This window comes from Mycobacterium kyogaense (assembly GCF_003254575.1).
In the GTDB taxonomy this organism is placed as follows: Bacteria; Actinomycetota; Actinomycetes; order Mycobacteriales; family Mycobacteriaceae; genus Mycobacterium; species Mycobacterium kyogaense.
In genome coordinates this window covers 58575-72248 of sequence record NZ_QJUA01000007.1, presented here as the reverse complement: position 1 = coordinate 72248, position 13674 = coordinate 58575, and the positions used below count along the sequence as shown (strand labels likewise).

14 protein-coding genes are annotated in these 13674 nt (G+C 69.7%); 10 read left to right on the top strand and 4 right to left on the bottom strand.

Going from position 1 to position 13674, the window contains the following annotated elements; all coding sequences use genetic code 11:
• Window positions 1–12 precede the first annotated feature (12 nt).
• Genes DMB80_RS07590 through DMB80_RS07575 form a run of 4 tightly spaced genes read left to right on the top strand, consistent with a single transcriptional unit; the run spans window position 13 to window position 3401 of the window.
• The gene (locus DMB80_RS07590) at window positions 13–759 is read left to right on the top strand and encodes an ABC transporter ATP-binding protein (protein WP_111509282.1); all 747 of its coding nucleotides are present in this window, start codon (window positions 13–15) and stop codon (window positions 757–759) included.
• Window positions 756–1751 (top strand): amidohydrolase family protein, encoded by a 996-nt coding sequence (locus DMB80_RS07585; protein ID WP_111509281.1) that lies wholly within the window; start codon window positions 756–758, stop codon window positions 1749–1751. Before DMB80_RS07590 ends, DMB80_RS07585 begins: the two co-directional genes overlap by 4 nt.
• Window positions 1744–2952, top strand: a complete 1209-nt coding sequence (locus DMB80_RS07580; RefSeq protein ID WP_111509280.1) for an FAD binding domain-containing protein — start codon at window positions 1744–1746, stop codon at window positions 2950–2952. Before DMB80_RS07585 ends, DMB80_RS07580 begins: the two co-directional genes overlap by 8 nt.
• Window positions 2953–2966: 14 nt before the next feature.
• The gene (locus DMB80_RS07575; protein WP_111509279.1) at window positions 2967–3401 is read left to right on the top strand and encodes a cupin domain-containing protein; all 435 of its coding nucleotides are present in this window, start codon (window positions 2967–2969) and stop codon (window positions 3399–3401) included.
• On the opposite strand, the gene DMB80_RS07570 is transcribed toward DMB80_RS07575, so the two are convergent.
• Entirely contained in the window at window positions 3398–4558 is a 1161-nt protein-coding gene (locus DMB80_RS07570) for a zinc-binding dehydrogenase (protein ID WP_111509278.1), read from the bottom strand. The two genes, DMB80_RS07575 and DMB80_RS07570, sit on opposite strands and share 4 nt — an antisense overlap.
• A 30-nt stretch (window positions 4559–4588) precedes the next feature.
• On the opposite strand from DMB80_RS07570, the gene DMB80_RS07565 reads away from it, so the two are divergent.
• From DMB80_RS07565 to DMB80_RS07540, 6 genes are all read left to right on the top strand, one after another.
• The gene (locus tag DMB80_RS07565) at window positions 4589–5380 is read left to right on the top strand and encodes a glutaminyl-peptide cyclotransferase (RefSeq protein WP_111509277.1); all 792 of its coding nucleotides are present in this window, start codon (window positions 4589–4591) and stop codon (window positions 5378–5380) included.
• Window positions 5381–5394: 14 nt separating this feature from the next.
• Window positions 5395–6267, top strand: coding sequence for a DUF1295 domain-containing protein (locus DMB80_RS07560; protein ID WP_205538578.1), 873 nt, complete (start codon window positions 5395–5397; stop codon window positions 6265–6267).
• Window positions 6264–7364, top strand: a complete 1101-nt coding sequence (locus DMB80_RS07555; protein WP_111509276.1) for an FAD-dependent oxidoreductase — start codon at window positions 6264–6266, stop codon at window positions 7362–7364. Before DMB80_RS07560 ends, DMB80_RS07555 begins: the two co-directional genes overlap by 4 nt.
• A gap of 158 nt (window positions 7365–7522) precedes the next feature.
• Entirely contained in the window at window positions 7523–8107 is a 585-nt protein-coding gene (locus DMB80_RS07550) for a (2Fe-2S)-binding protein (protein WP_111509375.1), read from the top strand.
• Window positions 8108–8112: 5 nt separating this feature from the next.
• Window positions 8113–9090 carry an FAD binding domain-containing protein gene (locus DMB80_RS07545; RefSeq protein WP_111509275.1) on the top strand — a complete coding sequence of 326 codons (978 nt, stop codon included), beginning with the start codon at window positions 8113–8115 and terminating at the stop codon, window positions 9088–9090.
• Window positions 9087–11243: a xanthine dehydrogenase family protein molybdopterin-binding subunit gene (locus DMB80_RS07540; RefSeq protein WP_111509274.1), complete on the top strand. Its 2157-nt coding sequence runs from the start codon at window positions 9087–9089 to the stop codon at window positions 11241–11243. Before DMB80_RS07545 ends, DMB80_RS07540 begins: the two co-directional genes overlap by 4 nt.
• A gap of 90 nt (window positions 11244–11333) precedes the next feature.
• Here the strand turns inward: DMB80_RS07540 and lipE are convergent, their stop codons facing one another.
• The 3 genes from lipE to DMB80_RS07525 form a co-directional block, all read right to left on the bottom strand.
• Window positions 11334–12584 (bottom strand): lipase LipE, encoded by a 1251-nt coding sequence (gene lipE, locus DMB80_RS07535; protein ID WP_111509373.1) that lies wholly within the window; start codon window positions 12582–12584, stop codon window positions 11334–11336.
• Window positions 12581–13018: a hypothetical protein gene (locus tag DMB80_RS07530; protein WP_111509374.1), complete on the bottom strand. Its 438-nt coding sequence runs from the start codon at window positions 13016–13018 to the stop codon at window positions 12581–12583. Before DMB80_RS07530 ends, lipE begins: the two co-directional genes overlap by 4 nt.
• An 88-nt stretch (window positions 13019–13106) precedes the next feature.
• On the bottom strand, window positions 13107–13511 hold the full coding sequence (locus DMB80_RS07525) for a heme-binding protein (RefSeq protein ID WP_111509273.1): 405 nt from the start codon (window positions 13509–13511) through the stop codon (window positions 13107–13109).
• Window positions 13512–13674 lie beyond the last annotated feature (163 nt).

The window sequence follows — 13674 nt, the reverse complement described above, 5'->3', positions numbered from 1 at the left end:
GCGAGAAAGTCCATGGCTGCAATCGAAATCGAGAAACTGGTCAAGGAATTCACCGACCGCCGCGGAGCGGTCACCCGGGTCATCGACGAGGTCGACCTGACGATCTCGGGCGAGACGTTCGTCTCGGTGGTCGGCCCGTCGGGCAGCGGTAAGACCACGCTGCTCAACATCGTCTCCGGCATCGAACCGCACACCTCCGGCACGGTGTCGCTGCGGGCCGGCTCGCGCGACGCCCGGGTCGGCTATGTGTTCCAGGATCCGCGGCTGCTGCCGTGGCGGACCGTGATGGCCAACCTCGGCTTCGTCCAGCACGAGCGCGACGGGTGGCAGGACCGGGCGCGGCACTACCTCGACCTGGTCGGACTGAGCCACTGCGCCGACCGGTTCCCCGCGCAGCTCTCCGGCGGCCAGCAGCAGCGCATCGGCATCGCCCGCGCGTTCGCCGTCGAGCCCGACATCCTGTTGATGGACGAGCCGTTCAGCCACCTCGACGCGATGACATCGCGCACCCTGCGCGAGCATCTGGAACGGATCTGGCTGGAGTCGCGCCGCACGGTCATGTTCGTCACCCACGACGTCACCGAGGCGGTGCAGCTCTCGGACCGCATCGTCGTGCTCGCCCCCGGTGGTCGGGTGCACGAGATCATCGACGTGGACCTGCCGCGCCCGCGCCGCGCCTCCGATCCGGCGGTGGCCCTGCTGCAAGCTGAGGTACTCGCGCGCTTCGAGGCGCTCGAGGCGATGGGTTCGGCGGCATGACCCTGCGCTCCGGACCGATCGATGTCCACGCACACTGGTTGCCGCAGCACCTGTTCGGGCTCGCTCCCGGCTCCCCGCTGCCCCCGTTGCGCGACCACCACGGCGAACTGCACCTGGGCGAGCTGCCGTTGTCCATCGAGACCGAGGCGATGAGCGATGTGTCCCGGGTGCTGGCGGACACCGACGCCGCGGGCCTGGGTGCCCGGGTGCTGTCGGCCCCGCCGTTCGCCTTCCCGGTCGGCAGCACTGGCTCCGGAGGGAACGTCGACGAGTTCGTCGGCACCTACAACGACGATCTGGCCCAGGTCTGCCGCGACAGCGATGGCAGGCTGGTGGGTCTCGGGCTGGTGTCACTGCACGACCCCGAGGCTGCCGCCAAACAGATGTCGGGGCTCGCCGGCACCGACGGGATGTACGGGATCGCCATGCCACCGCTGCTCGGCACGGCATCGTTCGATGTGGACCCGATGCGGGAGATCGTCGGCGCCGCAGCTGATCTCGAACTCGCCGTCCTCGTGCACCCGATGCAGCTGCCCCGGCCGGAATGGGGGTCGCACTACCTGGCGAACCTGATCGGCAACCCCGTCGAATCCGCTACGGCAGCAGCCGCACTCACCCTCGGCGGCGTCCTCGACGAGTTCCCGACCTTGCGGATCTGCCTCGTCCACGGTGGTGGGTGCGCGCCCGCCCTGGTGGGGCGCTGGGCGCACGGCTGGCAGCAGCGCGCCGACGTGCGCGGTGCCGGCACCCGGCCACCGCGGGAGATGTTCTCCCAGTTGTGGTTCGACACGCTCACCCATGACGTGCCCACCCTGCAGTTGCTGCGCGCGCACGCCGATCCTGCACACCTGATGTGCGGCAGCGACTTCCCGTTCGACATGGGCACCTCCGCCCCTCTCGAACTCCCGCGCGCGGCCGGCATCGACGACGCGGCACTGGAGGCCAACGCCCGAGCGTTCCTCGGGCTCGACACAGGAGGACACGATGAGTGACGTGAGTTGGAGTGGTCACCGGGCGCTGGTGATCGGCGGATCGATCGGCGGGCTGACAGCCGCGCTGCTGCTGCGTCGCCTCGGCTTCGACGTCGACGTGTACGAGCGCACACCGACCGATCTCGACGGCCGTGGCGGCGGTATCGTGCTGCAGCCCGACACGCTGCGCTGGTTCACCGAGTGCAGCAGCCAGCACCCGGAGACCGTCAGCACCCGAACGCATTTCGTGCAGTACCTGGGCGCGGACAACACGGTGTTGCACCGCGAGAACGCGCCGTGGAGCTACACCTCATGGGGCACCTTCTACCGTGCCCTGCTCACCGACTTCACCGATGCGGCGGGCACGGGCCACTATCACCTCGGTGAGTACGCCGCCGGCTTCGACCAGGACGCCGACGCGGTGACGGTGCGGTTCGCCTCGGGACGGGTCGACACCGCCGAGCTCGTGGTGTTCGCCGACGGCATCGGCTCACCGAGCCGGCGCCGCATCGCACCCGACGCGCGGATGGAGTACTCCGGATACGTCGGCTGGCGTGGCACGGTGCCCGAGCGAGAGGTGTCACCCGAGACGTTCGAGCTGCTGCACGACTCGATCAGCTACAGCGTCGCGCCGCACACCCACATCAACGTCTATCCGATCCCCGCGCCCGGGGGCGGTCTGGCGGTGGGGGAGCGGTTGCTCAACTACGTCTGGTACCGCAACGTGCCCGAGGGTCATCAGCTCGACGAGCTGATGACCGACAAGCGCGGCTTCGTGGCCGGGGTGTCGCTGCATCCCGGTCAGGTGCAGGACCGGTTCGTCGACGAGATGCGTTCGGCGGCAACCGAACTGCTTGCGCCTGCCGCCGCCGAGGTGGTGCTGCGTACGGAGCAGCCCTACCTGCAGGCCGTCTACGACGTCGGCGTCTCCCAGATGGCACTGGGCAGGGTGGCGCTCGTCGGCGACGCCGCCAGCGCAGCCCGGCCGCACGCCGCGGCAGGCACCGCCAAGGCGGCCGCGAACGCATGGGCGCTGCATGACGCACTGTCCGACAGCGCCGACATCGCCGAGGCGCTGGCCAAATGGGAGCCCGGCCAACTCGAGCTGGGGCAGCGACTGCTGCGGCGCGTCAAGGAGATGGGCACCCGCTCGCAGGTGGACTGCACCTGGGTGCCCGGCGACCCCGACAACCGGTTCGGCCTGTACGGCCCGGGCCACTGACTCAAGGAGACACCATGACCAGTACCCGCGACTTCCTCACCGACGCCCCACTGGCGGGGACACTGGTGGGCACCGACTTCGAGGGCTGGAGCGACGACCTGCGCGCCGAGTTCGCCGAGCACGCACACGACGGGCATGTCGGGTCGCGGTTGCTCAGCGAGAACGACCGCGTCCGCGTCTGGGAGATCCGCCTCGCGCCGGGGCAGCGGTGGCACGCCCATCGCCACGTCCTGGACTACTTCTGGACGGCGGTCAACCCCGGCCGCAGCCGGCAGCACACCGCCGACGGCACCACCCGCGAGGTGTCCTACGGAGCGGGCGAGACGCGTCACTTCCATTTCGCCGCAGGCGAATTCCTGTTGCACGACATCGAGAACGTCGGCGAGACCGAGCTGGTGTTCACCACCGTCGAGCACCTCGACTCGGCGAATCCGGCGCTGCCCCTCTAGGGGGTGACGGCGGTGCTCGCCGGGTCGATGAGGATCTTGGCGTGCGTCTCGGGGTCGCCGAGGGCGTCGAAGGCGGCGGCGACCCCGTCGAGGCCCACGGTCCCGGTCACCAGCGCCGACGCGTCGAGCTTGCCGTCGGCCAGCATGTGCAGCGTGTCGCGGAATTCCAGCGGCGTGTAACCGAACGCGAACCGGATGTCGACTTCCTTGCCGATCGCCATCGCAGGCCGGATCTTGTCGTCGCCCATGCACACGCCGACCACGACGATCCGCGAGGCCAGCGGCGCGGCTCCGATGACGCCGTCGATCATGCCGGGCACCCCGACGCATTCGAAGATCACCGGCCGCTTGGGTGCCGTCCCGCCGAGGCGGTCGGCCAGCCGGTAGACGTGCGACCAGCCGGGGACCTTGCGCAGCTTCTCCATCGAGCCCATGCCGAACTCGTAGAGCGCCGGGAGTTCGGTCATGCCGCGCTGTTTGGCCGGCACCGCCTCGTAGGGCGAATCGACGGCCGGGTCGACGACGACGTCGGCGCCGCAGCGGGCCGCCAAGGCCCGCCGGCCGGGGGAGAAGTCGCTGGCGACGATCGTGCGGACCCCGAGGGTCTTGAGGTGACAGATCACCGCGAGCCCGACGGGACCGCAGCCCAGCACGATCGCGACGTCCTTGGTGGCGATCTCGCTGCGCCGCACCGCGTGGTAGGCCACCGCCATCGGCTCGGTCAGCGCCGCCGTCTCGGGGTCCAGCCCGTTGGGCACCGCGAACGTCATCGCGGCTTCGGCCAGCACGCGTTCGGCGTAGGCGCCCGGCGCCAACGGTGAGAGGCCGGTCAGGTGCACCGCGCCGTGGGCCCGCAGCAGCGGGAACGAGACCACCGTCGTGCCGGTCGCGAACTCCTTGCCCACCTTGCGGCCGCGTTCGGCGACCACGCCGCTGAACTCATGGCCCATCACCACCGGGGTGTCGCCGCGCATGAAGTCGGTGTAGCCGCCCTCGACCATCACCTCGCGGAGCTCGTCGGCGTGGTCCTTGGCGTGCAGATCCGATCCGCAGATGCCGCAGCGCAGCACCTCGAGCACCAGTTGGCCATCGGCGGGGACGGGATCGGGCGCCTCGATCACGTCGAGGGAACCGTTCAGACAGGAGACCGCTTTCATCGGCCCATCGTTGCACGGTAGAACAGCGGTATGACCAGACGGCAGAAGTGGGCGGGTGTCGCGCTGGCGGTGCTGGCCGTCGCCACTGTGGTGCCGGGCGCGCACGCGGAGCCCGACACAGCACCGGGGGTCGCGGCGGTGCCTGTCATCGAGCCCGTCGTGCTCGGGGAGATGCCGCACGATCCGATGGCGTTCACCGAGGGCTTCGAGATCGACGGCGGTGTGCTCTACGAAGGCACCGGTGAGGTCGGCACGTCGCAGCTGCGCGAACTCGACCCCGACACCGGCGCGGTCCGCAAGGCCGTCGACATGCCCGGCCGCTACTTCGGCGAAGGTGTCACGGTGGTCGGAGACCGCATCTGGCAGCTCACCTACACCGACGGCGTGGCCGTCGAATGGGACCGCGCGACGCTGACCCCGATCCGGGAGGTTCCACTGCGCCCGCAAGGCTGGGGACTCTGCCGCGACGGTGACCGGTTGGTCCGCAGCGACGGCACCAACCGGCTGACCTTTCAGAGCCCGGACGATCTGACCGAGACGGGCGGGGTCGACGTCACCAAGCACGGCCGGCCGGTCACCGGGCTCAACGAGCTCGAGTGTGTGGGCGACCGGGTGTGGGCGAACGTGTGGCCCACCGATCAGATCGTGCGGATCGACCCGGGCACCGGCGCAGTGGATCTCGTGGTCGACGCCAGCGGGCTGCGTGCCCGCGGCATCCCGCCCACCGCGCAGGTGCTCAACGGCATCGCGCACGTGGCCGGTGATGAGTTCCTGCTGACCGGTAAGTACTGGCCGACGACGTTCCGGGTCAGGTTGAGGTGACGCCGGTGACCCAGATGAGCAAGGCGCGCTCGCTGTCGATCGTGACACTGGCCTACGTGGTGGCCGTCGCCGTGGCCGCCGCGTGGCTGCTGTGGGGGCCCGCCACCGGGCGACTGTGGCTGGACGCGCTGATCGCCGACGTGTTGGCCACCCTGGTGGTGTTCGCGTTCAGCCGGGCGTACGGCAATTCCAGCTTCTACGACGCCTATTGGAGCGTGATCCCCCCGCTGCTGCTCTTCTACTGGTGGAGTCAGGGCGATGGCGACCCGCTGCGCTCGTGGCTGGTGGCCGTGCTGGTCGTGGTGTGGGCGGTGCGGCTGACCGGCAACTGGGTCTACGCGTTTCCCGGGCTGCACCACGAGGATTGGCGCTACCCGATGTTCCGCGACAAGGCGGGCCGGTGGGAGTTCCTGGTCGATCTGGTGGCCATTCATCTGATCCCGACGCTGCAGGTGTTCCTCGCGATGGTGCCCGTCTACGTGGCGGTGACGACTCCGGGGCGCGGCCTGGCCTGGCTCAGCGTGGTCGCTTTCGTGCTCGGGTTGGCCGCGGTGGCAATTGAATTGGTCGCCGATACGCAGATGCACCGGTTCGTGCGCGACCGTCGGCCCGGCCAGGTGATGGACCGCGGGCTGTGGGCGTGGTCGCGGCATCCGAACTACTTCGGGGAGTTCGGGTTCTGGTTCGCGGTGGCCCTATTCGGCGTGGCGGCCTGGCCGACGGCGTGGTGGCTGTTCGCGGGCGCGGCGGCGATGCTCGCGATGTTCCTGGGTGCGAGCATCCCGATGATGGAGGAGCGCAGTCTGGCGCGCCGGCCGGACTACCAGGCGGTCATCGAGCGGGTGTCGCGCTTCGTCCCTCGCCCGCCGGCAAAGGTGCGCGCGTGACGCGGGTGGTGATCGCGGGCCTCGGAGACACCGGAGTACTCACCGCGATCAAGCTGGCCCGCCACGCACAGGTCACCGGGATCTGCAGCAAGCCCGGCCTGGTCAGCGGGCAGGAGCTGGGCTGGCGCCTGGCCCGGCCGGACGAATGGGCGCGGCACAACTGGATCCCTTATGGCCGGTTCCGTGGGCTGGACCGGGTCACCACCGTGCACGGCACGCTCACCGGGGTTGATCTCGAATCACGCTGTGTCAGTGTGCAAGCCGCGGACGGGACGGCTCAGCAGGTGCCCTACGACGCGCTCGTGATCGCGACCGGGGTGCGTAACGGGTTCTGGCGCACACCTGTGCTGCAGGGTGCCGACGAGGTCGACGCGGATCTGCGCGCACCGCACGAGAAGCTGGCGGCGGCGCGGTCGGTGATGGTGGTCGGTGGTGGCGCGGCCGCGGTCAGCAGCGCCGCGCAGATCGCGACGACCTGGCCCGGGAAGCGCGTGGACCTGTACTACCCGGGCGAGCGTGCGCTCGTCGGACACCATCCGCGGACCTGGAAGACCGTGCAGCGCAGGCTGACTGATGCGGGAGTGACCCTGCACCCCGGCCACCGTGCCGACGTGGCTGACATCCCGGCCGAGCTGACCACAGAGCCGGTGCACTGGAGCACCGGTCAACCGGCCGCGACCGCCGACGCCGTGCTGTGGGCGATCGGCCGGGTCGTTCCGAACACGGGTTGGCTGCCCGCCGATCTCCTCGACGAGCAGGGCTTCGTGCGCGTCACCGAAACGCTGCAGGTGCCCGGGCACCCGGAGGTGTTCGCGATCGGCGACGTCGCCGCGACCGATCCGCTGCGCAGCTCCGCGCGCAACCGCGCCGATGGCCTGCTGGCCCGCAACATTCGGGCGTTCTTCGACGGCGGCGAGCTCGGTGAGTACACGCCGCCGACGCGGCGGTGGGGATCGGTGCTCGGTATCCAGCCCGACGGGCTGGAAGTGTTCGCGCCCAACGGGCGGGCGTTCCGCTTCCCGGCCTGGTCGTTCGAGCGGGTGCTGATGCCGTGGATCGTGGCGCGCGGAATCTACCGGGGGATCAGGACGCGCTGACCCCGCATCCCCGCCGCGGCGACGAATGTGTCGGAGTTATGAGTTCCCTATGCGTCGAGCGGCCGTGTCGGGAAACGCGCTTACTGTGGTGAGCAGTGGACGAAGACACAGGGAACGAAGAGACGCGATCGACCCCGGATCACGATCACCCGGCGTGGATGAACCGCAGGACGTTCGTGGGGACCACCGCTGTCGTCGGGGGCGTCTTCGTCGGCGGCTCGCTACTCGCCGGGTGCAGTGACGACGAGGGTGACGGGGAACCGGCCGCGGGTCCGGCCGGCACCACCGACGTCACGCTGACGATCAACGGTGAGGAACGCCGGATCGCGGTCGACAACCGCACGTCGCTGCTCGACATGCTGCGCGAGCGCGCAGGCCTGCCGGGCACGAAGAAGGGCTGCGATCAGGGTGCCTGCGGCGCGTGCACCATCCTCATCGACGGGCAGCGGGTCAACTCCTGCCTGACGCTGGCGGTGATGCACGAGGGAGCCGAGATCACCACCATCGAGGGCCTGGAAACAGACGGCCGGCTCCACCCCCTGCAGCAGGCCTTCATCGACCGCGACGCCTTCCAGTGCGGATTCTGCACCGCCGGACAGATCGTGTCGGGGGTGGCCTGCATCCGGGAAGGTCACACCGGCTCACCCGCCGAGATCCGAGAGTGGATGAGCGGCAACATCTGTCGTTGCGGCGCCTATACCAACATCGTGGCCGCCGTGACACAAGCGGCCGACAAGGCATAGCCGCCGTGTTTCCGTTCGCCTTCTCCAAGGCCGCCGACGAAGCCGGGGCGCTCGACGCGGGTGCCACCGGCGCCCGCTACGTCGCCGGTGGCACCACGCTGATCGACCTGATGCGTGAGACCGTCGAGCGACCGGACGCCGTCGTCGACATCAACGCCCTGCCCTACCGCGACATCTCACTGGACGGGTCACGGCTGCGTGTCGGTGCGCTCGTGCGGATGTCGGAGCTCGCCGCGCATGCCGATGTGCGGCAGCGGTTCCCCGTCATCACCCAGGCCTTGGAACTCAGCGCGTCGGCGCAACTACGCAACATGGCGTCGATCGGCGGCAATCTGATGCAGCGGCCGAGGTGCCTGTACTTCCGCGACGTGACCGCGGCATGCAACCGGCGCACCCCCGGCGCCGGGTGCGCGGCCATCGGCGGCCGCAACCGCCACCACGCCATCCTCGGCACCAGCGACGCGTGCGTCGCCACCCACCCGTCCGACCTGGCCGTTGCCCTGGTGGCTCTCGACGCCGCTGTGGTCGTTCGAAACCGAGACGGCGATCAGACGATCCGGCTGGCCGACTTCTTTCGCCAACCGGGCAGCCGGCCGGACCAGGAACACAACCTGCCGCCCGGTGCCCTCATCGTCGCGCTCGAGGTGCCGGTCACGGCAGCGGCCGCACGGTCGGGTTACCTGAAGGTGCGCGATCGGGAGTCCTACGAGTTCGCACTGACATCCGCTGCGGTGGCGATGGACCTCTCCGGCGGGGTGATCCGCAGTGCCCGCGTCGCCGTCGGCGGCGTCGGCACGGTGCCGTGGCGCCTGCCGTCGGTCGAAGCGGCGCTGGCGGGACAGCGTCCCAGCGCCCGGCTGTGGTCGGAGGCCGGCGCTCTGGCCGCCGACGGGGCAAAGCCGCTGTCGGAGAACGGGTTCAAGGTCGAACTGACCAAGCGGACCGTCGAACGTCAGCTCGCGACCGTGGCTGATATGCCATGAGTGGAGCGCGGCCCGTCGCCGGACAACCCATCACCCGGGTCGACGGACGCCTCAAGGTCACCGGCAAGGCCGCCTACGCGGCCGACCACCCGATTCCGGATGTGCTGTACGCCGCACTGGTCGGCGCCACCGTGGCGCGGGGCGGCGTCGGCCGCATCGACGCCGCCGAGGCGAAGGGCCAACCCGACGTGGTGGCTGTCCTGACCGACTTCGGCGGGGTGAAGCTGCCGTACGACCCCACTCAGGTGGCCTCGTTCGGCCAGCCGGTGGCGATCGTCGTCGCCGCCACGCTGGAAGCCGCCGCCCACGCCGCATCGCTGGTCACCGTCGACTACTCGCCGGGACCTTCGGTGACCGACATCGATGCGCCGCAAGCGGTTCCGCAACCGAGCACCCGCACAAGGGACTACAGCCGCGGTGATGCCGACGCCGCACTGCGGACCGCTGCGGTGGTGTCCGACCTGACCTACGCGATCGAGCGCAACAACCACAACTCGATGGAGATCCCCGCCACCATCGCCCGCTGGGACGGTGACGGGCTGACCGTGTGGGACAAGACCCAGGCGGTCGCGCGATCCCAGGAGGCCTACGCCGAGGCGTTCGGGCTGCCGGCCGAGCAGGTGCGGCTGATCTCGCCGTTCGTGGGCGGTGCCTTCGGCTCGGCGGGCCGGGTCTGGCCGCACCAGCTGCTGGCGGCGTTCGCGGCCAAGCAGGTGCGCCGCCCGGTCAAGCTGATGCTGACGCGCAAGCAGTTTTACACCACCGTCGGGTACCGGCCGACGAGCCGGCAGCGGCTGGCGATCGGCGCCGACCGCACCGGACGCATCTCGGTGATCGTCCACGAGGGGCGGGTCGAGACCTCGCGCGACATCGGTTACGAGGACGGCATCGTCGGTGCGCCGCGGATGCAGTACGCCGCCCCGAACATGCGCTCGACGTACCGGGTGGTGCCGCTGGACGTGAATTCGCCGACCTACATGCGCGGTCCGGGCGACACCACCGGCGCCTTCGCGCTGGAGTCCGGTGTGGATGATCTGGCGCACCGGCTCGGTATCGACCCCATCGAGCTTCGTCAGCGCAACGAGCCCGACCGCGATCAGGAGGAGGGGCGGCCGTTCTCCACTCGGCGGCTCACCGAGTGCTTCAGCCAGGGTGCCGCGACATTCGGGTGGTCGCGGCGCAGTCAGCAGCCGCGGACTGTGCGCGATGGCACCCAGTTGATCGGAATGGGCACGGCCGCAGCGATTTACCACACCAACCGCAACCGGTGCTCGGTGCACGCGAAGGTGAACGCGGACGGCACAGCCGAATTCGACACCGCCACCAGTGACATGGGGCCGGGCACCTACACCTCCATGACCCAGATGGCCGCCGATGCGCTGGCCCTGCCGATGAACCGGGTCCGCTTCGACCTCGGCGATTCGCGGATGCCGCCCGCTCCGATCCACGCAGGCTCGATGACGATGGCCAGCGTCGGGTCGGCAGTGAACCATGCCGGCGTCATGCTGCGAGACCGGCTGGTACGGACCGCGGTGGTGGATCCCGGCTCGCCGCTGAACGGACTGTCTCCTGAGGCCGTCACGGTCACGGATGGCCGGATGTCAGCCCGGACCGACCCTGGCCGCGGTGAGTCCTACCAGGATCTGTTGCGACGGCGGGACTGGCCCCAGCTCGAGGCGCGCTATGACTGGGCGCCGGACGACGCGAACACCCGCTTCTCGATGAACGCCTACGGCGCGGTCTTCGCCGAGGTCGCGGTCGACGAGCTGCTCGGGACTGTGCGGGTGCGCCGGATCTACGGGTGCTACGACGCCGGACGGGTGATCAACCCGATGCTGGCGCACAGCCAGGCCATCGGCGGCATGGTGGGCGGTATCGGGATGGCGCTGCTGGAGGCCACCCACCTCGACCACCGCGACGGCCGGATCGTCAACGCCGACATGGCCGATTACCTGGTACCCGTCAATGCCGATGTGCCCGAACTCGACGCCGCGTTCCTCACCGGGGAGGACATGATCGCCGACCCCATCGGTGTCAAAGGGCTGGGGGAGGTGGTCATCGTCGGCGTGCCTGCGGCGATCGCAAATGCAGTCTTCAACGCGACGGGCCGGCGGGTGACCGAGCTGCCGATCACGGTGGAGGCGCTGCTGTGAGCCCCTCTGGACCCGCCGGACGACGATCAAGCGGCGAGGTACGAGTCGCGTTGTGGGGGCACCTCCCGCTTGCGGGGGAGAGTCCGGTAATCAGATCCGAGCCATCTCGGCGTTGATCCGGTCCAGCAGCTGCGGGTAGCGCTTCGCCTCTTTGTGCCCACTCGGCTTACCGCTGCTCACTACCGCGACCGACAGTGCCCGCTGGGGATCGGCCCACACCGCGATGTCGGTCAGGCCGGTGTGGCCGAAGGCGCCCTGAGCGTTGCGGCCGAACGGCCCGAATCGCTTGGAGCCCAGCATGTATCCGGTACCCCACCGCATCGGCTGCAGTCCCGTCGCCAGATCCGGCCGTAAGCGGCGCGCCTCTCTGGTCGCCGCCTGCAGCGTCGCCGGTGACATCACTCGAACACCGTCGAGTTCGCCTCCGCGACAGAGGATCTCGGCGAACCGGGACAGCTCGTGGGCGTTGGACACAGTGCTCGACGACGGGATCACGCTGGTGAGGAACTCCGGTGTGTTGGAGAACGGGATGATCCGCTGCGGGGTGCCGCCGACAGCGATCTTGAACGCCTTCGCGATCGGCGGGGGCAGCGGCTTCCCGGTGACGTGGCTGGGCGCCACCAACGGAACATCTTCTGACGCAACACCGTAATTCGTCCACCGAAAGCCCAGCGGGGCCAGGATCTCGTCGTGCAGGATGTCGCGGATGTTGCGGCCCGCCGCCGCACCGATGATCTCGCGCATCAACGGACCCCAGGTGAGGCCGTGGTAGATGTGCACCAGACCGGGAGGATGGATCGGCTTGAGCTGGCCCAGCATCTCCCGGGCGTACTCGCTGTCGTTCATGCGGCGCAGGTCGGGGCGGGGCCCGGTGGCGAACGGCACGCCCGCGCTGTGCGTCATCACATGCCTGATGGTGGTGCGGTCCTTGCCGTGGCTGGTGTAGGTCGGCAGGTAGTCGCACACGCGGTCGTCGAGAGAGAACACACCGCGCTCGACGAGCATGTGCGCGACGGTCGTGGTGATCGCCTTGGCCGCGGAGTAGACGCAGAACGGGGTGTCGGTGCCGACGACGACCTTCTCGGCGTCAGGCGGGTCAGCGGGTCCGTTGCCTCGGGCGTGCCCTATCGCGCGGTCGAGCACGGTGCGGCCGTCGCGGCGGATGCACACCTGGATCGCCGGCTGCATGCCCGCCGCGTACCAGTGCCGCGCCGCCTGCCAGATCCGCTCGACGGAGGCGGCGTCGACGCCCGTGTGATCTTCGGCGCCGACCGACGTCACGGCGTCGAGGTCGGCGGGAACGGCGATCCGGCCGTCGAGGGTGCCCGCAGCTGGGCTCAGCGCGGGCCCCCGTTGAACATGCCGCTGCCGATGGCCTGGGTCAGGGCACCCAGCAGGTCGCCGGGCCCCGGCTGAGGCGGCATCGGGGCGTTGGTGAGCTGCCAGGTTTGGCAGTCGGTGGTGGTGAACGAAGTGTCGGTCGCATCGATCTGGACGAACGCCGGCTTCTTGGTCAGCGCGTTGTCGACCAGCTTGTCGCCGGCCGAACGCTTCCAATAACACGCGCCGTTGTCGACGGGGCCGGCGGAGGAGTACACCCCGGGGGCGATGTCCTTGCCCACCGCGTACGACCCATTGCCGTCGATGGTGGTCTTGGGACCGTCAGCCGCCGGTGCGGGTGCGGGAGCGGGCGGCGCGGGCTGAGCGTGGGCCAGCGGTGCTGCGACGCAGGAGCAGGTCAGCACCGCAGCGACGGTCGTACGCAGGAATCTCATGAGAAAACCAGCCTCATAGCAAGCCAGTCTAAGTGCTGCGGCGGCGGGCGTGAACCCGCCGCCGCAGCGCCTGACGGTCGAGGCGGCGTCAGCCCGCCATGAAGGTGTTGTAGGCCGACTGCAGATCGGCCGGCAGCACGGTGACGTTGCAGGTGCGCTGGGTGTCGCCGATCGGCGCCAGGATGCCCCGCAGGTCGTAGTACTCACCCGGGTTGGCGGTGAAGTAGCCGCGCAGGTTGGCCTCGGCCTCGGGGCGAGACTGATGCATCGCGGCCGTCACGACCTGGTTGGCGCCGGGATGGCTGTCGAGGTACTGGCGCGCCGCGGTGGTCGCCGAACCCACGGTGCCCGCGACCTGGCTGGCGCTGCAGCCGTCGCCGGGCTGGGCCGATGCGACAGGCGCGGCAACACCTGCGACAGCAAGCCCGCCGAAGACAGCCGCCGCCCCGATGCGGGCCACATTCTTGCGCACGCTGATAGCACTGGAATTCATGGTGATTCTGGTCCTTCTCAGATCTCGTTGGTGGTGCTTTTCCCCGCCCGCATTCCACGGTAACCGCGTTCTGAGGGGCTGAAACCGAGCATCAGTTCGCGCGGCGGAGACCCCGCCGGTGTTACAGGGTCGCGGCGTGAGATCGGCCTCAAAACAGCGGCGA

Bases quoted from the DNA above. Each gene is read 5' to 3' on its own strand.
- DMB80_RS07590 (WP_111509282.1), top strand. From the start codon at position 13: ATGGCTGCAATCGAAATCGAGAAACTGGTCAAGGAATTCACCGACCGC.
- DMB80_RS07585 (WP_111509281.1), top strand. From the start codon at position 756: ATGACCCTGCGCTCCGGACCGATCGATGTCCACGCACACTGGTTGCCG.
- DMB80_RS07580 (WP_111509280.1), top strand. From the start codon at position 1,744: ATGAGTGACGTGAGTTGGAGTGGTCACCGGGCGCTGGTGATCGGCGGA.
- DMB80_RS07575 (WP_111509279.1), top strand. From the start codon at position 2,967: ATGACCAGTACCCGCGACTTCCTCACCGACGCCCCACTGGCGGGGACA.
- DMB80_RS07570 (WP_111509278.1), bottom strand. From the start codon at position 4,558: ATGAAAGCGGTCTCCTGTCTGAACGGTTCCCTCGACGTGATCGAGGCG.
- DMB80_RS07565 (WP_111509277.1), top strand. From the start codon at position 4,589: ATGACCAGACGGCAGAAGTGGGCGGGTGTCGCGCTGGCGGTGCTGGCC.
- DMB80_RS07560 (WP_205538578.1), top strand. From the start codon at position 5,395: ATGAGCAAGGCGCGCTCGCTGTCGATCGTGACACTGGCCTACGTGGTG.
- DMB80_RS07550 (WP_111509375.1), top strand. From the start codon at position 7,523: ATGAACCGCAGGACGTTCGTGGGGACCACCGCTGTCGTCGGGGGCGTC.
- DMB80_RS07540 (WP_111509274.1), top strand. From the start codon at position 9,087: ATGAGTGGAGCGCGGCCCGTCGCCGGACAACCCATCACCCGGGTCGAC.
- DMB80_RS07530 (WP_111509374.1), bottom strand. From the start codon at position 13,018: ATGAGATTCCTGCGTACGACCGTCGCTGCGGTGCTGACCTGCTCCTGC.
- DMB80_RS07525 (WP_111509273.1), bottom strand. From the start codon at position 13,511: ATGAATTCCAGTGCTATCAGCGTGCGCAAGAATGTGGCCCGCATCGGG.